Annotated in this window: 24 protein-coding genes and 1 pseudogene; 12 read left to right on the top strand and 13 right to left on the bottom strand. The window is 39.6% G+C overall.

Going from position 1 to position 22,595, the window contains the following annotated elements; translation table 11 throughout:
• Positions 1-160 precede the first annotated feature (160 nt).
• The 3 genes from C9991_RS06660 (at position 161) to C9991_RS06650 (ending at position 4,195) form a co-directional block, all read left to right on the top strand.
• Entirely contained in the window at positions 161-1,057 is an 897-nt protein-coding gene (locus tag C9991_RS06660; RefSeq protein ID WP_106811821.1) for a hypothetical protein, read from the top strand.
• A gap of 223 nt (positions 1,058-1,280) precedes the next feature.
• Entirely contained in the window at positions 1,281-3,188 is a 1,908-nt protein-coding gene (locus tag C9991_RS06655) for a DEAD/DEAH box helicase family protein (RefSeq protein ID WP_106811820.1), read from the top strand.
• Positions 3,185-4,195: a BT4734/BF3469 family protein gene (locus C9991_RS06650; protein ID WP_106811819.1), complete on the top strand. Its 1,011-nt coding sequence runs from the start codon at positions 3,185-3,187 to the stop codon at positions 4,193-4,195. Before C9991_RS06655 ends, C9991_RS06650 begins: the two co-directional genes overlap by 4 nt.
• Positions 4,196-4,352: 157 nt before the next feature.
• Here C9991_RS06650 and C9991_RS06645 read toward each other — a convergent pair whose 3' ends face one another.
• The 3 genes from C9991_RS06645 to C9991_RS06635 all read right to left on the bottom strand — a co-directional run bounded on the left by C9991_RS06645 (position 4,353) and on the right by C9991_RS06635 (position 8,348).
• Positions 4,353-5,801, bottom strand: coding sequence for an IS1182 family transposase (locus tag C9991_RS06645; protein WP_106810833.1), 1,449 nt, complete (start codon positions 5,799-5,801; stop codon positions 4,353-4,355).
• Positions 5,802-5,985: 184 nt separating this feature from the next.
• Positions 5,986-7,392, bottom strand: a complete 1,407-nt coding sequence (gene ltrA / locus C9991_RS06640) for a group II intron reverse transcriptase/maturase (RefSeq protein ID WP_106810824.1) — start codon at positions 7,390-7,392, stop codon at positions 5,986-5,988.
• 473 nt (positions 7,393-7,865) lie between these two features.
• Complete coding sequence (locus C9991_RS06635; RefSeq protein WP_106811818.1) at positions 7,866-8,348, bottom strand: hypothetical protein; 483 nt, start codon at positions 8,346-8,348, stop codon at positions 7,866-7,868.
• Positions 8,349-9,134: 786 nt separating this feature from the next.
• Between C9991_RS06635 and C9991_RS06625 the strand changes: the two genes are divergently transcribed.
• Genes C9991_RS06625 through C9991_RS06615 form a run of 3 tightly spaced genes read left to right on the top strand, consistent with a single transcriptional unit; the run spans position 9,135 to position 11,978 of the window.
• A complete protein-coding gene (locus tag C9991_RS06625) occupies positions 9,135-10,364 on the top strand; it encodes a site-specific integrase (RefSeq protein WP_106811817.1) in 1,230 nt (409 codons plus the stop codon).
• A 31-nt stretch (positions 10,365-10,395) separates the two neighbouring features.
• Complete coding sequence (locus C9991_RS06620; protein ID WP_106811816.1) at positions 10,396-11,619, top strand: site-specific integrase; 1,224 nt, start codon at positions 10,396-10,398, stop codon at positions 11,617-11,619.
• Positions 11,616-11,978 (top strand): virulence RhuM family protein, encoded by a 363-nt coding sequence (locus tag C9991_RS06615; RefSeq protein ID WP_106811815.1) that lies wholly within the window; start codon positions 11,616-11,618, stop codon positions 11,976-11,978. The genes C9991_RS06620 and C9991_RS06615 overlap by 4 nt, the downstream gene beginning before the upstream one ends.
• A gap of 237 nt (positions 11,979-12,215) precedes the next feature.
• Here C9991_RS06615 and C9991_RS06610 read toward each other — a convergent pair whose 3' ends face one another.
• A complete protein-coding gene (locus tag C9991_RS06610) occupies positions 12,216-12,524 on the bottom strand; it encodes a helix-turn-helix domain-containing protein (RefSeq protein ID WP_008145366.1) in 309 nt (102 codons plus the stop codon).
• 82 nt (positions 12,525-12,606) lie between these two features.
• Positions 12,607-12,918: a helix-turn-helix domain-containing protein gene (locus tag C9991_RS06605; protein WP_008656559.1), complete on the bottom strand. Its 312-nt coding sequence runs from the start codon at positions 12,916-12,918 to the stop codon at positions 12,607-12,609.
• 397 nt (positions 12,919-13,315) lie between these two features.
• Between C9991_RS06605 and C9991_RS06595 the strand changes: the two genes are divergently transcribed.
• The 4 genes from C9991_RS06595 (at position 13,316) to C9991_RS06575 (ending at position 16,263) form a co-directional block, all read left to right on the top strand.
• Positions 13,316-13,798, top strand: a complete 483-nt coding sequence (locus C9991_RS06595; protein ID WP_106811813.1) for a DUF3408 domain-containing protein — start codon at positions 13,316-13,318, stop codon at positions 13,796-13,798.
• A 322-nt stretch (positions 13,799-14,120) separates the two neighbouring features.
• Positions 14,121-14,534: a plasmid mobilization protein gene (locus C9991_RS06585; protein WP_106811812.1), complete on the top strand. Its 414-nt coding sequence runs from the start codon at positions 14,121-14,123 to the stop codon at positions 14,532-14,534.
• A complete protein-coding gene (locus C9991_RS06580) occupies positions 14,531-15,481 on the top strand; it encodes a relaxase/mobilization nuclease domain-containing protein (protein ID WP_106811811.1) in 951 nt (316 codons plus the stop codon). Before C9991_RS06585 ends, C9991_RS06580 begins: the two co-directional genes overlap by 4 nt.
• Before the next feature lie 32 nt (positions 15,482-15,513).
• Positions 15,514-16,263 (top strand): hypothetical protein, encoded by a 750-nt coding sequence (locus C9991_RS06575; protein WP_106812766.1) that lies wholly within the window; start codon positions 15,514-15,516, stop codon positions 16,261-16,263.
• Between the two features lie 297 nt (positions 16,264-16,560).
• On the opposite strand, the gene C9991_RS06570 is transcribed toward C9991_RS06575, so the two are convergent.
• Both C9991_RS06570 and C9991_RS06565 read right to left on the bottom strand, forming a co-directional pair.
• Positions 16,561-17,004: a hypothetical protein gene (locus C9991_RS06570; RefSeq protein ID WP_106811810.1), complete on the bottom strand. Its 444-nt coding sequence runs from the start codon at positions 17,002-17,004 to the stop codon at positions 16,561-16,563.
• A 34-nt stretch (positions 17,005-17,038) separates the two neighbouring features.
• The gene (locus C9991_RS06565) at positions 17,039-17,176 is read right to left on the bottom strand and encodes a hypothetical protein (protein WP_106811809.1); all 138 of its coding nucleotides are present in this window, start codon (positions 17,174-17,176) and stop codon (positions 17,039-17,041) included.
• Between the two features lie 327 nt (positions 17,177-17,503).
• Here C9991_RS06565 and C9991_RS06560 point away from each other — a divergent pair, with 327 nt between their 5' ends.
• Entirely contained in the window at positions 17,504-17,809 is a 306-nt protein-coding gene (locus C9991_RS06560; protein ID WP_106811808.1) for a copper resistance protein NlpE N-terminal domain-containing protein, read from the top strand.
• Positions 17,810-17,896: 87 nt separating this feature from the next.
• Here C9991_RS06560 and C9991_RS16980 read toward each other — a convergent pair whose 3' ends face one another.
• From C9991_RS16980 to C9991_RS16845, 5 genes are all read right to left on the bottom strand, one after another.
• Positions 17,897-18,106, bottom strand: a complete 210-nt coding sequence (locus C9991_RS16980; protein WP_106811807.1) for a hypothetical protein — start codon at positions 18,104-18,106, stop codon at positions 17,897-17,899.
• Positions 18,107-19,180: 1,074 nt separating this feature from the next.
• Positions 19,181-19,870 carry a hypothetical protein gene (locus C9991_RS06550; protein ID WP_117728745.1) on the bottom strand — a complete coding sequence of 230 codons (690 nt, stop codon included), beginning with the start codon at positions 19,868-19,870 and terminating at the stop codon, positions 19,181-19,183.
• Complete coding sequence (locus C9991_RS06545; protein ID WP_106811805.1) at positions 19,871-20,266, bottom strand: hypothetical protein; 396 nt, start codon at positions 20,264-20,266, stop codon at positions 19,871-19,873.
• 117 nt (positions 20,267-20,383) lie between these two features.
• On the bottom strand, positions 20,384-21,007 hold the full coding sequence (locus C9991_RS06540; RefSeq protein WP_106811804.1) for a hypothetical protein: 624 nt from the start codon (positions 21,005-21,007) through the stop codon (positions 20,384-20,386).
• Between the two features lie 185 nt (positions 21,008-21,192).
• The gene (locus C9991_RS16845) at positions 21,193-21,372 is read right to left on the bottom strand and encodes a hypothetical protein (protein ID WP_198643763.1); all 180 of its coding nucleotides are present in this window, start codon (positions 21,370-21,372) and stop codon (positions 21,193-21,195) included.
• Positions 21,373-21,687: 315 nt separating this feature from the next.
• Between C9991_RS16845 and C9991_RS16975 the strand changes: the two are divergent.
• Positions 21,688-21,837 (top strand): annotated as a pseudogene (locus tag C9991_RS16975) (tyrosine-type recombinase/integrase); the annotation flags it as partial.
• Positions 21,838-21,978: 141 nt separating this feature from the next.
• Here the strand turns inward: C9991_RS16975 and C9991_RS16835 are convergent.
• On the bottom strand, positions 21,979-22,380 hold the full coding sequence (locus tag C9991_RS16835; protein ID WP_198643761.1) for a hypothetical protein: 402 nt from the start codon (positions 22,378-22,380) through the stop codon (positions 21,979-21,981).
• Positions 22,381-22,595 lie beyond the last annotated feature (215 nt).

Here is a 22,595-nt window from a genome sequence, read left to right as displayed (position 1 = left end):
CGTAAAAGCACAAGAGATTAAGCATTATAGCTTGGTCTCTTTCTTCTTTGTCAAGAGTAAAAAGTCAAAAAACGCCATTTCTAACCGTCAAAATCTTTATTGTTGGAAGTTGATAGCCCTCTATACTTCCGATTTAACAATACGAGGGATTTTAAATAATATGGAAAAAGTAAAAAATACTATTATTACTTTATCGGATAAGATAACAATAATCAATCCGAAAGACAACAAAGCAACAGAGACGGATATGTCAACTGTACTCTTTAACATTATGAATAGTGACGAATATAGGAGCTATAAAGAGAAAGGTGAAAAGATTTCTGGTGTTGATAAATGGAATTATATCCATAGTGGTATACCAAAGGTCAACTACTCAGGTGTCATCAAAAACAACTGCTTCCTGTCGTACTCAAATATGGTAGCAGTTACAGTTCCTAACTTTTGTAATGGCTATCTTGCCGATGGCAATGAGACGAGAGACGAGTTCGCAAAGAAGATTCCATTTGTGTATGCTGCTTATGCTGATATTTATAACGAATGTGCATTACTTATTTGCAAGCACGACAATACAGATCCAAGCCAGCATAAGACACGTTGCACACATATTGAAAAAGAAATAGCAAATATGGCAGAGTCATATCGCTCATGGGATATATGCGCATATAGTGAAAGTACCTATTGCTCTGCCACTATATCGTTTGACGACAAGTTGATTATAAATGACAAATGTGGCACTTTTCATTTCAGGCCAGAAATCAAGAATCTCAAAACAACAACAAAATTAACCAACGATTCTTATAACGCAATGAAACCTGATTTTTCAGCGTTTACAACACTTGACGATTTGAAAGAAGATGTCATGCAGCATTTCAATCTGAGGCGAAGTAACTCAATTATTGCGGCAGCAAGATTCTTTGCGTACAGAGCCAAAGAAAACGGAATAGAAGGACATGAGGCTTACAAGTCTTTTGTTGATTGCTTTAACTGGCATCGGTGTAATGAACAAGGTGCAAACATCTATTATGAGTTTTATGAAGTATTTGATTTGGGCTTGTAAAATAGCCCAAATCTTTACCAAATGCAATACTAAGCGTTGTGTTTAACCCTCCTACGGAGGATTGCAAGGAAAGACAGATAGACCTTTTTTTATCTTTACGTGTCTCTTTTTTCTGTTATATAGCTTCTAAGGGATTTATAGTAAAAATAGGACAGTCTAAAATTCTTATCCTTGTTGTTTGTCACGAAGTGGCATTAAACTTAAACATTACACATATATAAATATGAACAAGAAAATTATTCATGTACCCAATAATGTAAATTACATTTCAGATTGGGTAGGATTTGAAAACGAGATTCCACAAGGACAGGTTATCATCAACAAGAAATATCCTGGCTGTGGACTTACCTACTGGGCACTTCACAATAACATTCCAACCGTTTTGTGTGTTCCAAGAAAATATTTGGCAGAGAACAAGGTTGAACAAATGGAGAAAGAACATGAATCATACTTTTATTTCAGACCGAGTTGTAAGACCGATAGAGAAAAGCAGAAAGAAGAAAATGAGAAAACTTTTATGAACTTGCGTAACTACATAACTTGGCAAAATCCATTTACTCTATACAAAACCGTACCAAAGGTTATAGTAACGTATGATTCTCTACCTACGATATATCCTATTCTTAAAGACTCTGGCATAGACTTTCTGTATGTTGTAGATGAACATCAAGCCTGTTTCCAAGACTACACATTAAAACCAGATGTCATAGAAAGGGTGTCATCGCTTCTTTATAAACTGCAAAATGTATGGTATATATCGGCAACTCCTATATTGGAAGAATATCTTGACAGAATGGAGTTCTTACAAAATCTGCCTTATATAGAGTTAGAGTGGTCGGAAAATAAGATAATGAAAGTACAGACACAATACCTCCCGATGACTTCAACTGTTGACGAGATAGGCAAGATTATAATCCGTTACAGGAATGATGGTTTCTTTGATACCATCATTGAGAATGGTATTTGCTATGAAAGCACGGAAGCTATATTCTTTGTGAACAACGTTAGGGATATAGCAAAGGTCATAACCGAAAATAAACTGCAAGCATCCGATGTGAATATTCTTGTTGCCAATGACAGCAAGAACAAAAAAATAATCAAAGGACTCGGAAATGGTTTCGGTTTTGGTAAGATACCATTGAAAGGCAAACCGCATTGTACTTATACATTTTGCTCTAAGTGTTCATACTTTGGAGTGGACTTCTATTCAACATCTGCCAGTACCTATGTGTTTGCAGACTCAAATGTCAAGTCTATGTGTACGGATTTATCCTTGGACTTGGTTCAGATTGTAGGACGGCAGCGTTTAGCAGAAAACCATTTCAGAAAAAGATGCACGATTTATGTAAAGACAACTGTCGGCACTACAACCAGTCGAGAAGAGTTCTATGCTGACCAAGAAATGAAATGGCGACAATCTGAAGCCATCTGCAACGAATGGAACAAACTGTCACAAGGCGCACTGGCAGCAACGGAAGTGAAGCGTGATATATGTCCGTATGGCGTAATCTTTGAAGACCCTTTGACAAGAGAACGAATTGCCAAGAATTGTGTAAATGCTTTGATAGCGGAACAACACGCATGGGAAATGAGAGACAGAATATATGTAAAGCATGAGAGTGTGCAAAGTGTCATTGTCAGGAATGGCTTTGAAATGGCAGACAATCCAAATTTGCCTCCAATACTATTGTCGTTTATTGACGAGTTTTACAGACTTGAAGATGACAATACAAGGATGATGTACTTTGCGCAATTCTTTGACGCATATCCAGATTTGCTTGCTTACTCTAATGGCATACACAGCATTTCAAGTAAATACTACAACTATTATTATGTTTATGGCTCGGATGGTTTAAAAACCTTCAACTATGATATGTCATTATTGGAGCAATACTATGAGCGTTACAAAGAACAGTATTTACTGATGCCAGAGATAACCAAATCTTTTGTAATTGGCGAAAGATACTCTAAGAAATACATTAAAGATACTCTGACAGAAATATACAGGCGTTGTCATATAAACAAGACTGCAAAGGCTATTGATTTGCAGGAATATTTCAATCTTGAAGATGTCAAAATATCGTCAGGACTTAACAAAAGAACAAACGGATTTTTAATAAAAGCAAAATGAATTTTAGCATTTACCCTAACATTTGGACTACAGTATCTAATACACCTGTGTCCTTTGAGCAATTAAGAGAACTTATAGCCTCTAATGAAATGAAGTCGAAGATTGACGCTTTACGCAGTGCATCGGATGAAAAGCAAAGGCAATATATAAAAAGCAATTTACCAAACATTACCGTGAATGGTGTCTTTCCACATCGTTGCGATGATGGCATTGCCGTATATAACCAAGTTACGGCATTGGACTTTGACCATATACCGACAAGCGAAATGGCGCAAGTAAGAGAAATGCTTATTTGCAATCCTCTGACATATTATCTTTTTACTTCACCTTCTGGAAATGGTTATAAGGTATTGGTTAAACATGACAATGTGCATCCGGAGTTTCATTGGAATCTGTATGTCCAACTTCTACAAACATTTGGCAACATTCCGTATACAGACAAAGGGGTGCATGACTTGTCTCGTGCAACATTCCTTTCTTACGATAGTGATAGTTTCTTCTATCCACAATCAAAGAGTTTTCACTTTGAGTATGCACCTAATATAACGCAACAGACAAAAATTAAGAAAGCTATAAGCAAAGGCTTCATAGGTGTTTCTCCAATGACTCAGAATATGGTAATGATGAATGGTCTGTTTCAAGCAACATGGAAAGACAAGGCACTTATGGATTACATCGACAAGTATAGTTGGAGCAAACATCCAGAGGATTACATAATAGGCAAAAGAAACAACTCGTTAATAAAAAAGGCAACCCAACTATGCCTATGCGGAGTGCATTATGACGCAGCGTTATGGAAACTGACATATCTTTACACTCGTGACCCTGCGATTGCCGTTTCAGAATCGGACATCGAAAAACGTGTGCTATACGCTTATCACAACAATGCTGTCAGATTCGGAACAGAACGCCAAAAATGGATTGACTTCAGAAATAAAAGAAAGTACCCGAATAATCGAGTAGGAGGAAAACGAAGCAGGAGGGCACTGAAAAAGTTAGCCCTTTAAGACTTTATTCCACTCTTTTAAATAAAAAAGCAGATTGCATTAAACATTATGTCGGTTTTGCAATCTGCTTTTAATTTGCTTTGATATGGTCTAATATACAGCCTTATAGAGGATGTAGGGCACTTATGTCACAAGTGTATAATTCTTCTAATTATTCTTAGCTTAGTCTCAATATTCTTTTGATATTTACGGCAAATATTGTCATTGCACCTTGCATTTGCATACAATCTAGCCCATACGACAATGCCTTATCATAGCCGTATACCTGTTTTAACTCCGAATTTTTTGCCTCTATCTTGTATCTCTGGCGGGCTATTTCTTTAAATTCTTGTGTCTTCTGAAACTCCAGTTGTCTTTTATGTTCTCCTTTCTTGATAGGTACACTATAGGTCTTGCTTTTAGCTCCATCCTTGTAGCATCCGTTTCTTCGTGAGCAAGTCTTGCATTTATCCACATCAAAGAAATAAGTCATGGATTGATTCCAGTTCCTATTCTTTCCCATTATTACTTTTCTGATTGCCATATGGCCAGCAGGACAAACAAACATGCCTGCATCCTTGTTGTAATCAAAATTGTCTTCACTCTTTCTAAATCCACTACTAATAGACGGATGTAATTTGGACACCAAACGAAATCCCCTCTCTTCATCTTCTGCCAGTTTGAGGTTCTTGCAGCCAGAATATGCGGTATCACCAACAACCGTGTCAACCTCCATTCCGTTCTTTCTGCTTTGCTCAACAAGCTCTTCCAACTGAGGCCCGTCACCCTTCTCGCCAGATGTGACTGTGGCAGCAGTTATGATACGCTCATCACTCATTGCGATGTGAGTCTTGTAACCGAAGAACGACGTGTCTTCTGTCTTATGCCCAACACGTGCGTCTGTATCCTTTGAGGTTGTATAGTGGTCTTCTATGTCCGCAAGCGTCTCCTTTAGCATATTTAGTCGCTGTTTTACTGCGGGCACTTCCGAAAGGCAGGAATCCGAGGTGATATGATTTAGAAGGTCCTTGGTATAATCCAACTCATGAACAAGGTCATCGTCTTCATTCTTAGCCGGAAGTGTTTCCTTTATATTATCATCCATGGCATAAAGCGCCTTGCGGAGTTGCTTCGAACGGAGTTTCAGTATCTCAACTGGTGAATACGGATTTGACCTGGCTTTTGTATGAGTCGAATCTACAATAATAGTCTTTGATGTGATGATTCCTTTCTCTATTGCTATCTCTACAGTTTTTTTGATAAGCAGGTTCATAAGATCCGTGTCTTTCAGGCGTAATCTGCGAAACTTACAAAGACTGCTTGGATTGATAACGCCTTCCTCAGGAGTCATATCAAGAAAATACTTAAACGACATGTCATAACGGGAACGCTCTACAACATCCACGTCAGATATATCGTATATTGTCTTCAATAGAAGATATTTGAACATACGAATGGGCGATTCAGCTGTACGGCCGTTATCAGGACAATATTTATTGACCAGTTCCTGATAGACAAAGCTGAAGTCTATCAGGTTATTAATACGGCGGAGAAGGTTGTCCTGGGGGACGACTATATCATAAAGTGAGCTATATTCACTGAGTGGAAGTTGTTGTTGTGACAGCATAAGTACCTTGGATTTTATTCCTTAAAGGTACAAAAAAATCTGCACATAGCCAAATTATGTGCAGATTATAATTGATAAATATATCGCAAGGGACTTTTTCAGTGCCCTCCGAAGCAGTTTTCTTCCTACTTTCGTTTTCCGACCTCTCACACCACCGTACGTGCGGTTCCGCATACGGCGGTTCCTATTTTGGATACCATTCGAGATACGCCTCCATTAAAGTAGCATACCCTGCGGAGCGTAGTTTATTGTTATCTATCGCCCTTTTTAGAACAGGGCTGTCAGCTATTCGCCAATAGCCCTTGCGAGTGTTACCCCATTCGTATGCTTGGTATTTATTGATACCGCATCTAATGAGGTTTGCCACTTTTGTCTTGACTTTCTTCCAAGCTTTCCATATACACATGCGTATTCTACGTCTTAACCATTCGTCTGTTACAAGCAAGAGACGCTTCATATTGGCAAAGTGATAATAGCCGACCCAACCTCGTATGTATTCTTTCAGCTTCTGCTTTCTCTTGGCATATCCCCATCCATTGCTGCGGTTTGTCAGTTCTTTCAACCTTGACTTCATCTTGGCTTTGGACTTTGGGTGCACCGTGAGTTGGCATTCGCCTTTCATCACATAAAAGGAGTAGCCGAGGTATTTCACTCCGCGCACATACGACACTACGGTCTTTTCCTTGTTGACTTTGAGATATAGAGTATTCTCTATAAATCGGGTTATAGACTCCTTCACTCGCATTGCAGCCCTTTTGGACTTGCAGAATATCATCGAGTCATCGGCATAGCGCACAAAGGGGAGTTCTCTGCGTTCAAGTTCCTTGTCCAATTCGTTGAGCATTATGTTACTCAACAATGGACTTAGCGGACCGCCTTGGGGAGTTCCTTCCTCGCTCGCTTCAAACAAACCTTTGTTCATTACACCACTTCGGAGATATTTGTGTATAAGACTGACCACTCTGCCGTCTTTTATCGTACGGCTGAGGATTTCTATGAGTTTGCTATGGCTCACCGTGTCGAAGAAGCGTTCAAGGTCAAGGTCGACTACATATATGTAGCCTTCGTTGACTATCCTTCGCGCTCCTCGTAGTGCGTCATGGCATCCTCTTCTCGGACGGAAGCCGTAGCTCGTCTTGGAGAATTGGTTCTCATAGATGGGAGTCAATACTTGGTTGATGGCTTGTTGCACCAGACGGTCTACTACTGTAGGTATTCCCAACAGGCGCATCTTGCCATTGTCCTTGGGTATTTCTACCCTTTTTACTGGGTTCGGACGGTAAGAACCGTCCATCAAGGAACGGGTGAGTTCATCCTTATTGGTCAGGAGCCATGGGAACAATTGCTCGCACGACATCTTGTCGATACCACCACAGCCCTTGTTTCTCATAACTGCTTTGTATGCTCGATTGAGATTTGTGGGACTAAGAATTTGCTCGAAAAGGTGTTCCTTGTCGAATGGTACTTCCACGATGTTGTCTTCACACATCCACATGAAGGTCTGCACTCCCCCATACCATTCGGTTTCCGACCTATTTCTTTGGGGGCAGCCATTAACTTGGGATAATGTTTTCTGCATTCTTTCCTTCATAAGGTATGTTTCAATTACTATCGTTTAATTGTTAGGTTCAGCCCTTCGTGCAACGTTATCGATTGTTGCACTACTATGACGTCTGCTGACTTCTCACGGCAAGCTTTACTCCACTTCTTTCGTAAAAACAACTATTTGAAGCGTCCGTGAGACCTCCTCGGATAAGGGCGTTGTCTTTCCATCTTATACCTACTTCATTTACACCGACCGTTCCGAATAGCTATTGGGCTTTGGTTTGAATAGCAACCTCACCCACGGTCACATGCCTTATATGAAGTTTCTGTCCGTTAGGTCAGATGTTTGTCTTGGGCTTCCTTCAGATTTCATCTCGCGATGAACACCCTTGCCTTTGACTATGCAATTCCCGCTATTAGGGCTTGCTCGGGACTTTCACCCGTTAGACAATGCTCATGCCGAGCGTACTACAAAAAAGGCTCAGAGAAACATATCTCCAAGCCTTTAAAAGCTATAAATCATAAATTAATAATTCTCTTTCTTATCTCATCATATATCGGTTTGAGTTCTTTAAGTTTATCACCTTGTATTACATATAAATCTGCCCGACATTTATTTTCAGCAAGAGTTTTGCGATTAATATGATACATTGCTGCAAATCTACAGCAAGAGATATTGATAAGTTTATTTTTATCATTTGCTATGCCAAATTTCTCTCGTTGGAGAATAGCATATACCAACTGGAAATACCTATCACGAACTATTCTTTCCGACTTATGATTTCCTGCATTTTTTATATCTGTTTTAAATTCATAATACATTGTTTCTATTCTTAATGCGAGTTCTTGTGTAAATTTCCTTTCTCTTATGGGATTGGCTACAATTTTATAACCTCTTGGAGACAGGATTTTATTAAGAACTTCTACACTTTTTGGAGTGAGCTTCTTATCCTCGTGAATAATATTCTCCAACTGCACAAACAAATTTTCTTGTTCGCTCACAGAGAGTAGTCATCTACAAAATTGATAGAATCATATTTATATACATCTACTCCTTGTTCACTTTTATACCATAAGCATTTCTTTTTTGTTACACATGTTAACTCTAAATATCCTGTTCCCTTCACTGGCAGTAGGACATACTTGCGTTAAAACGTCTTTCCTTTGTTTAATCAGGCGGATGCTCCTGAAATAAAATAACATAGCTGTTATCACAGCTACAAAATAACAAATAAAATTTCGTTTCAATTCTTATTTTGCTCATATATTTTTCTGATTCTATAAAGTTTAACATATTATGCATCGTTGGTTTCAAATGCAAAACTAACTTAGAATGTGTCAGCTATCTTATCCATCTGTTCACCTATCGCTTTATCAATCAACTTTGCGTAACGACTGGTCATACGAGTATTGGTATGCCCCATCATTTTTGATATGACTTCAAGCGATATGTTGTTGGCGAGCGTAACGGTACTGGCGAAAGTATGGCGACGTCTTTGCACAATTTAAGCAAAAGCAACGGAAAGTGAAGATGAGAGAAATGAACTGCAAGTGGTTGAGAATGAGCAATATTTCATAATTCTGCCAATTGGCTGCAAAGCAAAACCGAGCAGGATATTGAGTTATTTCAGTTACCAAACCGTTAGCGGTCAGTTACCGAAACCAACACTGCTAACGAGGTGAAAAACAAATAGTTTGTCACCAGTGTTTGTTGCACAGTTCTGCACAACTTTCAATGACGGAGAATGCTTACTGATTGATTATTTTTGCAAACTAAAAAGTAAGCAGATGAAAGTTGAAAAATTCAAGGTGCTGCTCTACCTTAAAAAGAGCGGATTGGACAAGAACGGTAAGGCTCCCATCATGGGACGCATCACCCTCAACCGAACAATGGCGCAGTTCGGTTGCAAGTTGTCATGTACGCCAAAGTTATGGAATCCACGTGAGAGCAGACTTGACGGCAAGAGCAAGGAGGCTGTGGAAGTGAACGCCAAGATTGACAAGCTGTTGCTGGCAATAAACTCAGCCTACGAGTCACTTGTGGAGCGCAAGACGGATTTTGACGCAAAGGCGATAAAGGATCTGTTTCAATGCAGTGCAGACACTCAGATGACCTTGTTGAAGCAGCTTGACGCCATCATTGCGGACATTGAGTCAAGAATCGGCATCGACTACAAGAAAGGCACGCTGCCAAACTACCAGTACACTCGCCTGACATTGGGATTGTTCGTCAAGAAGCGTTATGGAACTGACGATGTGGCATTCGGTGAGCTTGACGAGCAGTTTATCCGTGAGTACATGGACTTTTGCTTGGACCAGAGAGGTCTTGCACTTGATACAGTCCGCCACTATCTCGCCATCTTGAAGAAGACCTGCCGAATAGCTTTCAAGGCAGGACACTCCGAGCGTTATCATTTTATGCACTTCAAGCTACCTCAAAAGAAAGAGAATCCACCAAAGGCATTGACACGTGAGGACTTCCTGAAAATTCGTGACCTCGAAATACCAGAGCGAAGAAAATCGTTGGCTTTGACCCGTGACCTTTTTCTTTTCGCTTGCTATACGGGCACGGCTTACGCCGATACTGTTTCTATCACGGAAGAAAACCTCTTTCGTGACGAGGAGGGCAGCCTTTGGCTGAAATACCACAGAAAGAAGAACAAGATGCTTGCACGTGTGAAGTTACTGCCAGAGGCGCTTGCCATGTTGGAGAAATACAAAGACCCGACAAGACCTACTCTTTTACCGCCACAGGAATTTCGAGTGCTGAGAGGTAATATGAAAAGTCTCCGAGTACTATCTGGCATAAGTATGGATTTGGTCTATCATGTTGGACGGCACAGTTTCGCATCGCTCGTTACGCTCGAAGAAGGTGTTCCGATAGAGACTATCAGCAGAATGCTTGGTCACAACAACATTCAGACCACGCAAATCTATGCACGTGTCACCCCGAAAAAGCTATTTGAGGATATGGACAAGTTTATCGAAGCCAACAAGGACTTCAAGTTTGTCCTGTAATATTTTCACAAAATAAGAAAGGAACATAACAATGAGAAGTACATACAAGCAGTTTTATTATATCAACCGTGGCAGAGTAAAGGCAGACGGAACCACATCTATATTTTGCCGTATCACGATTGACGGCAAAGTGTCAGCCATAGCAACAGGTCTTTACTGTGCTCCCGAAGAATGGGACACGAAAAAAGGTGAAGCCAAGAATGCAAGAGTGAACGGACAACTGCAAGCGTTCAGACTAAGAATTGACGAAGCCTACGAGCAGGCAACAAAGGAAAAGGGCATCATTACCGCCGAGATTCTGAAGAATGTTATTGTTGATGCAAATACTATCCCGATGATATTGCTTGCCACTGGCGAGGAGGAGCGTGAACGCCTTAGGCTGCGCTCCATCCGTATTAACTCAACATCTTCTTATCGCCAATCTAAGACATCGCAGCTCAACTTGCGAGAGTTCATCGGGTTACGAGGAATGAATGACATTGCATTTGAAGATTTGACTGAGGAATTTGGCAAATCTTATAAGTTGTTCTTGATTGGCAAAGGGTATAGTGCATCCAATACGAACCATAATCTTTGTTGGTTGCAACGCTTGGTTTATATCGCTGTTGACAGAGGTCTACTGAAATTCAATCCATTGGAAGATGTCGGATATGAAAAGAAAGGCTCACCAAAGCGTAGACATATATCCAGAAATGACTTGCTGCTCATTATGGAGACTCCTATGGAGGATAAGGCTTTGGAGTTGGCACGAAGAATGTTTGTTTTCTCCAGCCTTACAGGTTTGGCTTATGTCGATTTACGTAACCTGTATCCACACCATATCGGTATGACGGCAGACGGTAGAAAATACATCCGTGAGAAAAGAGCAAAGACCAACAACGAAGCGTTCATTCCCTTGCACCCGATAGCTGAACAAATAATGTCGCTATACAATACAGCGGATGATAGCAAACCTGTTTTCCCTCTTTCTTCACGTGATTCCATGTGGTTTGAATTTCATTCACTCGGTGTGGCTTTGGGTATCAATGAGAACCTTACCGCACATGTTGCAAGACATACATTCGGAGTAAACATGGTTACTTCGGGCATATCAATGGAAAGCGTTGCCAAGATGATGGGACATTCCAATCTGCGAAGCACCCAAATCTATGCCGTTATCACCGATAACAAGATTTCCATAGACATGGACAAACTGATGCAACGCAGAAAAACAAAAGAAGCTGACCAAAAGAGAAATAAGGAGGACGAAAAATGAACAGAGGAGTTATAACTATCAGCGAGAGCGGAACGGTATCCATGCCGACCGATACTGTATGGATGACCATGCAGGAGATTGCCGACATGTATAATGTGTTCGGCTGCTATGTGCGCAAGGCTGTCAAGGCTGTATTCAAGGACGGCATTCTGAAAGAGCAGGGTGTACGCCATCATGTCAGGAAGAACGACCGCATCAGCTATGATGTGTATAGCCTTGAACTCGTCATTGCGGTAGCCTTCCGTATTGACAGCATTGAGAGCAGAGCCTTTCGGGAGTTCATCATGCAGTCCGTCATCGGCAGACAGACAAGCCGCACTAAACTGGTCTGTATCTTTACAGAGAATGCAATGGCATAGACCTGCCATAAAGCAACGTTCCTTGGAGGCTTTGCGCCTCCAGCCACTTGGGCGAACCACCGCAGTGTGTTTTAGCATGGTATTAGATTTATACAGGTAACACAAATGATACCCGGCAAACACGAACAACTCGGTATAGCCAATAAAACGAGGCGACAACCTATAACAGCCACACTCGGTGAGTTATACGTTGTCGCCTTGTTCATTTCACCCACTCATCAAGGACATGCATTTCTCCTACAAGCCCTTCATTCGGTACGCCTCACGATAGTTAGCCATGAGAATCTTCTGAATGTCGGACTCGCGGTAGAGTATCTTTCCGCCAAGCTGGATATACGGGATGACACCGTTGTTTCGGTAGTCCTGCAGGGTTCTTCGGCTCAGTTGCAGCCTGGCACAAAGCTCCTTGTCCGTCATGAAGCGCTCACCGCCAAGCATGGGGCGGTAGTTCATCACGGCACGTTCAAAATTGTCAACCATTCGGTTGAGGTGGTTCACGATGTGGTTCATCCACTCGCTGTTTCTTGTCATTACTTCATTGCTCATAGTTGTCTCGTTTTATTGTTGATACTTACGTTACTCGGTTTACTTGCTGCATTGGATAAAGTGGCTGTTGTATATTGACTGCCTAACCTGTGCGCTTGCGAAAGCGCATGTCCTTTTTCTTGTCCTCCACTACTGCTACGATAGCCATCACGTCCTCCGGCTTGTAGTAGGTCTTGTGGCTGATTTGCGTATAAGCCAAAGTTCCGTTGTCCCGAAGCGTCTGCACTGTCCGTGGGCAGATGTTGAGCGTCTGACACACGTCCTGCGTGTCGAGCCACTTGTTCATGGTCTTGTCCTCACTGCGCTCACGGATTCTGTCCATGCGCTTCACGAAGTTCTCCAACTGGGCATCAAGATAGTTGAATGCCTCTTCCTCGAATACGATGAATCCCATACTTTTCTTTTTTCTAAGTTAATACTATGTTATATGTCGCAAAGCTCCACGCATATGCTGTGCTCCACGTTTGTGAGTGCAAAGATAAGGCACGGCAATCTAAAAACAAGCGTTTTCAATTTCTGTGGCAGTATGTTGCCGGGGTTTGCCGACTTCAACGCCAAAAACAACAAGAAAAACTTGCACGACTGCAACGAATGCATGAACAATGATGAGTTGAGAAATACGTTGAAGTTCTCACAACTATCTCGGTATGCAAATAAGCAAGCCACAACTAAATTGCCACGTTACACCCAATCAGTTGCATGGCTGCACTCAGTACACTTACTTTGCACCCGACAATCGGTCAATGGTGCAAACCGTGACCACTATACTAACAAATAAAACAGCATAAGCTATGGCAAGAACAAAAGATGTAGTCTTGGCTCCTGAGCAAAAGGAGCTGATGGAAAAAGAGTATTTGGATTTTGTTAAACCATCTACGTATGGCAACAAAGCCAATCCAAGTAGTTGTAATTCTCTCTATGATGATGTAGAGAACCCAGAGTTGAGAGCAATTGTAGAGAAAGTTGCTGCAACAACTCCCTATAGAGAGGAAACATCAACGAACGAGGCTCAATCGCCACCGAATCCGCAGAAGCGCATCAGTGGCAAGCAGCGCAAGGCGACATTGGAGGAGTATCAGCAGACCTTCCTCCAAGTTCCAAGGATTGACGACCGCAAGCCAGTCTTCGTTAGTTCCGATGTACGAGACCGTCTTGATCGTGTCGTCCGCATCCTCGGAGGAAGGCGCATGAGCGTATCGGGCATCATCGAGAACATCGTGCGCCACCACCTAAGCCTTTATGAAGAGGACTTCGAGGCTTGGCGCAAATTGTGAGAATTAAGGTCTGCGACCTTGGACGTGGATAGCTGAAAGGCTGTAGTTCCAACTANCGTATCGGGCATCATCGAGAACATCGTGCGCCACCACCTAAGCCTTTATGAAGAGGACTTCGAGGCTTGGCGCAAATTGTGAGAATTAAGGTCTGCGACCTTGGACGTGGATAGCTGAAAGGCTGTAGTTCCAACTAACGTGTTCTGAGAGGGAGCGAGGTTATGTTTTGGGAACCCCAAAACGCCTCGCTCCACCATGAGGGCGGAGGAATTTTGCTCCCGACGGTCGCAGAAAGTGAGTGTACCAACTGTAAACAGTGTATCGAATGACAAACGTACAGGAACAAGACAAGAGAAAGGGCGGAAGACCGCCCACGGGCAGGGTTCGCAAGTTGTCGAAGTCTGTCACGGTGAAGTTCTCGAAGCCAAGCTACGAGGCTTTGAGACTGAGGGCGAGAAAAACCAACTGCAAGTTGGCGGAGTACATCCGTGAGTCCGCCTTGAACGGCGTGGTGGTCAGCGGACATAATGCAGAGACGGTAGCCATCGCCAAGAATCTCATTGGCATGGCGAACAACCTCAACCAACTTACCAAGCTGTCGCATCAGAGAGGTTTCCATGAAACCCATGTATATGTGGTGGACTTGTTGAGAAGATTGAAAGAAATCCTTGGCGAGTATCGCCAAGCAAGTCCAAAATCGGAGCCATGCGGAATGAGCAGAAAGGAGGATACCACATGATAGGCAAGCTAAAGAAAGGCTGCTCATTTGCTGGCTGTATCCGCTATGTGACAGGGAAGGACGAGGCTAAAATCCTTGCTTCCGATGGTGTGTTACTCGGCACGAATGCCGAGATGACGCAAAGTTTCGAGCTACAGAGGCAGCTAAATTCAAGGATTAAGAAGCCTGTGGGACACATTGCACTCAGTTTCAAGTCCGAGGACAAGCCACGTTTGACGGATGATTTCATGGCTAAGATAGCCCTTGAATACATGCAAATGATGGGTATCAACGATACCCAATTCATTATCGTAAGGCATCACAACACGGACAATCCACATTGCCATATCGTATATAACCGCATCAATAATGAGGGCACACTCATATCAGAAGCCCACGATTACAGGCGTAATGAGCAAGTGACCAAGGCTCTAAAATCCAAGTATGGGTTGACCTACGGAACTGACAAGAGCAAGACTAGCACTCGCAAATTGCGCAATGCGGAGCGTGCGAAATACGAGATTCACAATGCTGTCAAAGATGCCTTAAAAGTTGCAGATAGCTGGCAGAAGTTCAAGAATGAACTTGCAAAACGAGGTGTTCGCTTGGAGCTTGTCTATAAGGACAAGGAGAGAACCAAGGTACAAGGCATCCGTTTCAGCAAGGATGGATATAGCTTCAAGGGTACGCAGATTAGCCGAGAATACAGCTTTGTCAAGTTGGATGCAAGACTTGGCACAGAGTATAATCGTGTATCGCCAAGAGCCGAATCTATGCAGGGAGGACAACCAAGTTGTCACCAAGTAGAGCCGACTCAACCAACGGCAGAACATACCCAAGACCCTTGGAGTGGTATTTCTTCCATCGGCTTGTTCGCTCCGTCTAATGCCCAAACTTATGAGCCATTCCCAGAGGAAGAATCCGCCAAGAAGAAAAAGAGAAAACGCAGAAAGGGTTTCAGCCTTTGATGCAAGTTACAAACTTAAAAATAGAATCGAACATGAAAGAAGAACTATTGGAAGCCATCTACGGCACAGTTGAGAGATTGGAGCAGAAAGTCGATGAACTTTCTGCCTCCACAAAGAACGCAGGAGCAGAAAACGTTCCTGCAAGTAATGACATAACCAAGTTGGATAAGTCAATCAATGCGATGTTTACCAAGGAAGAGGAAGTCAGAGGTAAAATATCCAAATTAAGAGATGCCATTGTTGTTTTTGCTGACCTTATTAAGGTTGAACTTGGCAAAAATGAGCAGCGAAGCAAGTTCTTGGTTGATGCAGTCAAGCAGATAAGACAAGAGAATGATGTTTTCTCGAAGGTATTGCAGGACAAACTTGAAGTGTTGAACAATTCACCTCAAAAGAAGGTTGTAACCCATCGCTTCGAGCCAACCTCAAAGAAAGTTCTTCTTTTCATTGGTAGCTTGGCTCTGTCTCTTGTCCTCTCCATTTGGGGCAATCTCACCCAATGGCGAGAGCACCAAGATTGGGAGGAGGCAGACTTGAAATATCGAGCATTGAAAATGGCGCTTCCATCCGGCGACCCGAATATTCGCTACATAGAGAAGTTTTTCTCTGTTTGTCGAGATGAGAAAGTTATTGATGATGTAAGAAATCGTGTTGCTGCTTATGAGGATTCTGTTCGTCATCACTATGAAATGGTTGAAATGGCAGCATACAAAGATAGTATAGCCAATAAACTTTTGCAAGAATCAAAAAGCATAAAACGTGCTATCAAAAGCTCCAAATAGTGTTTTGGGAAACAAACTAAACTAAATGAGAGGGAAATACAACTTTAATCTATTCCCCTCTCATTTATTTAGTGCAAACTTACATTTAGGATAATTTGAGTACCCATAAAAAAAAATATCTTCCTTTGCGTAAAACTAAAAATAGTATAAATCTTCATTATTGGGAAAACTATACTGAACAAAATGCAAATAAATTGCATTAAACTATAACAGTGATAGCATGACACAGTTTAGCTTACACTCTCGTTAACACACACTAATTCTTGTAGAACCATAATAAAAAACTCCCCATAGAGTTTATTTTTGAATAGAATTTACGTAAATGACAAGATTTTTTGCCTGATTAACAAATATAGAATCTCCTTTTGCTTCATAAGAAAATAATGTATTATTATCCAAAAGTTTATCCTTACTAATCACAACAATTCTAACCAAAGGAATCCCTAAATAGTTTGCGAGTTTTTTATCAGATTCTACTTCACTTTTAGTATAGGATATTATACCATCACTCCTATACACATCTACATTTTGCAGTTTCTTTTTAACATAATAAACACTCTTTTTTATAGTATATTTCTCCCCCTTATATTCTATCGTTCCACAAGAATTATTATATTGTAATCCTGAGGAAACTTCTTTACAATATATTATATTGAAAGAATTATACTCTTGCTCCATAGAGCAAGAGTATAAAATATAGGTAAAAGCGTAAAGCGTAATTAAACAAATGTGATTTCTCATTTTATGGTTACATTTACAGTTTGAGGTCTTTCATTCACATTTCACCCATGTCGTAAGTAGAGGTCGTTACATTGCCCTCCGTGTCGGTGACACGGACAAGGCGCTGTATGCCGTCATACTCAAACGAGGTGGTAATATCACCGTCAGGACCGCTCTTCTGGATGGTCTTCAAGGTCTTGCCACTGCCATTGGTATGGGTAGCCTGAACATAGAAAAGATTTCAAAGATACAAGGGAAATATCCTCTGATAAGCCCTGACGAATTTTAAGGCGGTTTATAGCCTTGTTTTGTTGATACTTTCATACGTCTTTATTTTATGTTTTATCTAAAGAACGATTGACATTTGATTTTATTGCATAGAATTGCTGCATTACTTCAAAATACTGATCTTTCAATGGTTTATACGTATTACGCTATATTTAAATAATCATAGAAAACTTGGCGACATGCATATATTTCAATAAAAAACGAATGATATGCTTTATAAAATAGAGCCAGCTTGGATTCTATTACTGGAACATATTACGGTGTATTACCGCCTTATGTTGACACAACACTCACATTAAATGCTGATGGTACCTATTTGTTGATACAGTCATACAATGAAAAGCAGAACGAGCAGGAAAGGTTAAAAGGTTCTTTCCAAGTGCTTGACTACAACATCCTGATGCTTGTGCATCCTTCAAGTGGTGAACATACCTTCTATAAGGTGAGGGATGGCAACCATATTATTCTGATAGATTCGTTTGGCAATGACCCCCAAATAGAGGAAAGAAAGAATTACATTCTGAGGAAGGAAAGATAAAATGCAAATAAACTGTGTTAAACTATAATATTATAGCCTAACACAGTTTATATTACACTACTTCAAAAATGGGCTATGTTTTTACGTTTACCCAATTAAATCCTTGATATTTTTTGATTGTTTTGTTAATCTAATCAGAACCGACTTAGCTAAATTATCATCTAATGAATTGTATCTATTGATTAAAAAATCCTTCAAAACAGAGAAGCTAATAGTCTCACCACAATCCTCAAATATCAGTTCCTTTTTATTAAAATGGATTATTGAATTTATAAAATTTGATTTTCTTTTTCCCATTATTTTAAATATATGTGGTTTAACGATTTTAGTTGACCACTCTAAGTATTATTGATAATACAAGTTGACTCAGTTATTACTTATTTATAATTCACGTTGACTTATTTAATTTNTTACACGTGCTTGCGCAGCCTCCAAGCTGCCGTCATTGCAGCAGAAGCCCTTGCCGTCCACATAGTCGTTGTTGTCCTCGCCATTGTACGGCACTGCAAAGGTTGCCTCCTTTTTTTCTATTTTATCTGTCATATTTATATTCATTTTTCCAATATCACAAATTGTGACCTTAAACGTATTGTTGTTATATTGCGTACAAAGGTAGTGCTTTTAGCCTTTAAGCCACTATTGCACAACCCCTTTCTTTGAAAAGAACGTAAAATCAATAGTATTATTGCGACGATTGTACTTCGATTAACATAAAGCACTAAAGCAGCCAAAGGAGAACAAGAGCAAGGAAGCCGTGGAGACCAACAAGGACATCGAGCAGTTGTTGCTTTCCATCCAAAAGGTTTTCGATGTGCTTGTGAAAAAGAGAACGGACTTACATATTCCTACCATTCGTGACGATACTCGTTCGCCAGCCTCATTACGCTGGAGGCAGGTGTACCGATAAGCTTGAAGAATATACGGCAGTTTTGGGAAATAGAGCCAGCTTGGGTTCCATAGCTGGAACTTATAACGGAGTGTTACCACCTAATGTTGAAACAACACTCACGTTAAATGCTGATGGTACCTATTTGTTGATACAGGCATACAATGAAAAGTAGAACAAACAGGAAAAGTTAAGAGGAACTTTCCAAGTGCTTGACTACAACATCCTGATGCTTGTTCGTCCTTCAAGCGGTGACAACATCTTTTATAAGGTGAGGGATGGCAACCATATTATTCTGATAGATTCGTTTGGTAACGAACCTAAAAAAGAAAATCGGGATAACTATGCCCTAATAAAGAAATGAAATGTAAATAAACTGTGTTTACCCATTGTAGTAGAACACAGCTTATTTTACACTCGAACCAAAGATGGACTTTTACAAATTATTGTTTACAAAGACATATTGAATAGTAAACACACTAAGATTATTGTTGCTTTTTGTAGTATTCACCTCTCCATTTTATACCATTTGGTGTAACTTGTATATACTCTCCTAATAAATAATATTGATTGAAAAGTTTATCTGTTACATCAGGTAGATTTATAATAATACTTTTCTCAGTATTCAAATCCACTTTATACGGATACTCGTAGTATAAGACACCAAAGTATTGGCCTGCGGGATTACTTTCGGTATAATACATTGGTTGGAATGTAAATCTGAAACTTTTTGGAGAATTAATTCTATTACGATTCAATACTATAGTACATGTCCCTTTTTCAGTAATCCCAGAATACGAAATAGTTCCACAATAAACATTAAACTTTATAGGCATAGTTGTATTCGGAACTTTGAAAAGTATTTCAGCAAGAGTTTTATTACCAGAAACTTCTTCGATAATTAAAATGTTTTTAAAAGCACTTTGCATCGGTCCTTCTATTGAATTTATCTCAAAAAAAGTATCGCTGACTTTAGTTATTTGACAAATAGCCAAAGGAAAGCTCTGTTCCCCCTCTATAGAAGAGGAGGAATAGAACTTTAGTGTGTCATTTTTAATTTCTATCAATTTTGAACTGGTTTCATTATGATAGATACCATTTTCAAGTTTTTTAGATGTTTCACCAAAACTAACCAATCCTATAACTGACAAAAAAATACAAAATATAAATCTCATTTATTTTACCTCTTTAACGGATTTTACGTTTCCTCTTGGATTGGTCTTAAACTCAAGGGCATGGCTTTTTGCGTCTGGTATAGAATAATTAGATATAATATATGTCGCATCGGGTTGTAGATGAAACTTCTCATTTTCAATAATACTGTTTCCATAAGTAATAACATAAGCGTCATTAATTCTATTTAGATTTATTGATGATAGACCTACATATCCATCTTTTAATGAAATCTGATATGTAAATAACAAAGAATCATTTTCTAATGTTAAACTTCTTAAGGGCTGATTATCAGAGGATGAAATTAATGCACTTTCAACTCTAATAGAAATTTTATTATTTCCACAAGAGATACATAGAAAAATCATTAACAAAAAAAATAATTTATATTTTCCCATATTATTTCTTTTAATATTATGAGTCTACTTTAAGAGATTTTTTAAGGTGAGAGAGGCTTGCTGGTAACCTTTAGGTCATTTGAAGCCCTCTTTAGTTTATTTTACACTCTCTGAAAATCAAACTTCTTTAGTTTCAATTTTCTTTAGCAAGGAACTGATTCGTGAATCTTTAATTGTAAGACAGTATTCTATAAAAGAAGAAACACTGGGAGCTTGCCATTTTAGGCAAGCTTTTACTAATCCGAATTTTGGATCTAATATTCCTTTGTCCACGTTCTCACCAAAATGCCAAAAATGCAGTATTATTAACTCTTGTTCTTCTATATTAGGAGTCATATTGTCCTCGCCCAAAACATTTAAAAAACCTTCTCCAATAGAAAAGCCAATGTTTCCAAAAGATTTTATGATAGGAGATACATCTCTCATATTCAATCTAACAATTCTGAAATATGCAGCAGCAGCTTCCATCGTTACCATATCATGCTCCATATTTTTTTTTACTATTTGTTCTAACAAAGGTAAGGCTTTAACCAAATGCTGTTTACCTATTATTTTAATTGCCTCAACTTGTACTTCCCATGATATATTTCTTTTATATCTTTCTTCGAAAATATCAACTACTGTATTCCCAAATTCAGGGAAATAATTGCGTTGAAGTTTTTTAAAAGCCTTTAACAAATCTGCCGCTTTTTTACTTGCAAGCAATTTTTTTAATTGTACTATCGTTTCTGTTTTATCCATTATTTGAAATTTTAGAAACTTGCCAATGTTATTTATGGCATTGGCAAGTTTTTGGTCAATGAATTAGTCAATGATTGCTCTTTTGACCATTTTGTTTTTTAGATAGGACTTGGGCATTTCTTGTAGAATTACTACCTCCCTTACTTCGTGGTATTAATACCTGAAATCCGTTTATTTTATAAAAATTAGTACCATTGGGGGTGGTAGAGGGAATTTGGCTTTTCCACGATGTTGCTATATTCCCTCTCATACCTATGTTGTCCTCTAATCACTTTGATTAGAGACTCTATATTATCCATGACAACCAACTGGTCACGATTTGTGACCAGTTCGCCGTTTTCTGTCTTTTCCGTTATGTCTGCCATATTGCTATCTTTATTTTTGAGATCACAAATTGTGACCTTAAACGTATTGTTGTTATATTGCGTACAAAGGTAGTGCTTTTAGCCTTTAAGCCACTATTGCACAACCCCTTTCTTTGAAAAGAACGTAAAATCAATAGTATTATTGCTGTGATTGTAGTTTTATTAACATAAAGCTCTAAAGCAGCCAAAGGAGAACAAGAGCAAGGAAGCCGTGGAGACCAACAAAGACATCGAGCAGTTGTTGCTTTCCATCCAAAAGGCTTTCGATGTGCTTGTGGAAAAGAGAACGGACTTACCTATTTCTACCATTCGTGACGACACTCGTTCGCCAGCCTCATTACGCTGGAGGCAGGTGTGCCGATGTAGACCATCTGCAAGATGCTCGGTCATAAGGATGTGAAGATGACGCAGCGGTATGCGAGAGTGACCCAAAAGAAAGCACATCCTTCATTTCGACAAGATTAAGACCAACGGCATTCGCATCGTATTCGATAGCGCAAGGGCTTGTCCGTGCATCAACAATGTTTATTCCTCTTACCATTGGTCGGAACAACTCTAACAAGAATAAATCTCATTATTTGAATATTGTGACGTAGTTTTATATTTCTATCTATCACTTGTACTTAAAACAAAAGGCTTACTTTTTTTATATTTGACATTACTAATGATAGAATGTGTTCCAAAATTTAGAATAATAGAGTCTGGGATTACAGAAGTAGAATCAATCACGAATAAGCGTGGAATAGTAATTCTTTGTCCAATTTCATTTCTATCTCGATGATTTATGCTATTTACCAAAGAATCAATATTATAATTTTTAGAAAAAACTAAGTAATCGTCGAGCCATAAATCATTGTCCTCAATTGTAAGATTATGAAACAACGAGGATATATCATTGCCATTGGAATCTATTATTTTTATAGATTTAATTGACTCAATTGTACCATTCAAACCAGGTTCTATACCTCCTCCCATAAAAGTTAAAGAACTATGGCAATAGTCTACCATGAATTCTAATAGGAAATATCTATTTCCCTTTCTCAAATTCAAAAGAGAATCTTTGATAACAATCTCAGAAAGTGTAATGTTCGTTATCTTGTAATTTCGGTATTCTTTGTGTGATAACAACATACAAAACACAACGCAAATTATAAGAGTTGCTATCACTGCTGTCCAAAGAAAAAATCTTGGACATGATTTAAATTGATTATATTCAATGAGTT

Source organism: Prevotella merdae, assembly GCF_900290275.1.
Lineage (GTDB): Bacteria > Bacteroidota > Bacteroidia > Bacteroidales > Bacteroidaceae > Prevotella > Prevotella merdae.
This window is presented reverse-complemented; position numbering and strand designations above follow the sequence as displayed.

Bases quoted from the DNA above. Each gene is read 5' to 3' on its own strand.
- C9991_RS06645 (WP_106810833.1), bottom strand. From the start codon at position 5,801: ATGCTGTCACAACAACAACTTCCACTCAGTGAATATAGCTCACTTTAT.
- C9991_RS06660 (WP_106811821.1), top strand. From the start codon at position 161: ATGGAAAAAGTAAAAAATACTATTATTACTTTATCGGATAAGATAACA.
- C9991_RS06570 (WP_106811810.1), bottom strand. From the start codon at position 17,004: ATGAGAAATCACATTTGTTTAATTACGCTTTACGCTTTTACCTATATT.
- C9991_RS06620 (WP_106811816.1), top strand. From the start codon at position 10,396: ATGAGAAGTACATACAAGCAGTTTTATTATATCAACCGTGGCAGAGTA.
- C9991_RS06540 (WP_106811804.1), bottom strand. From the start codon at position 21,007: ATGGATAAAACAGAAACGATAGTACAATTAAAAAAATTGCTTGCAAGT.
- C9991_RS16980 (WP_106811807.1), bottom strand. From the start codon at position 18,106: ATGGGAAAAAGAAAATCAAATTTTATAAATTCAATAATCCATTTTAAT.
- C9991_RS16835 (WP_198643761.1), bottom strand. From the start codon at position 22,380: ATGGTAGACTATTGCCATAGTTCTTTAACTTTTATGGGAGGAGGTATA.
- C9991_RS06610 (WP_008145366.1), bottom strand. From the start codon at position 12,524: ATGAGCAATGAAGTAATGACAAGAAACAGCGAGTGGATGAACCACATC.
- C9991_RS16845 (WP_198643763.1), bottom strand. From the start codon at position 21,372: ATGGCAGACATAACGGAAAAGACAGAAAACGGCGAACTGGTCACAAAT.
- C9991_RS06595 (WP_106811813.1), top strand. From the start codon at position 13,316: ATGGCAAGAACAAAAGATGTAGTCTTGGCTCCTGAGCAAAAGGAGCTG.
- C9991_RS06545 (WP_106811805.1), bottom strand. From the start codon at position 20,266: ATGGGAAAATATAAATTATTTTTTTTGTTAATGATTTTTCTATGTATC.
- C9991_RS06615 (WP_106811815.1), top strand. From the start codon at position 11,616: ATGAACAGAGGAGTTATAACTATCAGCGAGAGCGGAACGGTATCCATG.
- ltrA (WP_106810824.1), bottom strand. From the start codon at position 7,392: ATGAAGGAAAGAATGCAGAAAACATTATCCCAAGTTAATGGCTGCCCC.
- C9991_RS06580 (WP_106811811.1), top strand. From the start codon at position 14,531: ATGATAGGCAAGCTAAAGAAAGGCTGCTCATTTGCTGGCTGTATCCGC.
- C9991_RS06575 (WP_106812766.1), top strand. From the start codon at position 15,514: ATGAAAGAAGAACTATTGGAAGCCATCTACGGCACAGTTGAGAGATTG.
- C9991_RS06585 (WP_106811812.1), top strand. From the start codon at position 14,121: ATGACAAACGTACAGGAACAAGACAAGAGAAAGGGCGGAAGACCGCCC.
- C9991_RS06655 (WP_106811820.1), top strand. From the start codon at position 1,281: ATGAACAAGAAAATTATTCATGTACCCAATAATGTAAATTACATTTCA.
- C9991_RS06550 (WP_117728745.1), bottom strand. From the start codon at position 19,870: ATGAGATTTATATTTTGTATTTTTTTGTCAGTTATAGGATTGGTTAGT.
- C9991_RS06625 (WP_106811817.1), top strand. From the start codon at position 9,135: ATGAAAGTTGAAAAATTCAAGGTGCTGCTCTACCTTAAAAAGAGCGGA.
- C9991_RS06650 (WP_106811819.1), top strand. From the start codon at position 3,185: ATGAATTTTAGCATTTACCCTAACATTTGGACTACAGTATCTAATACA.
- C9991_RS06605 (WP_008656559.1), bottom strand. From the start codon at position 12,918: ATGGGATTCATCGTATTCGAGGAAGAGGCATTCAACTATCTTGATGCC.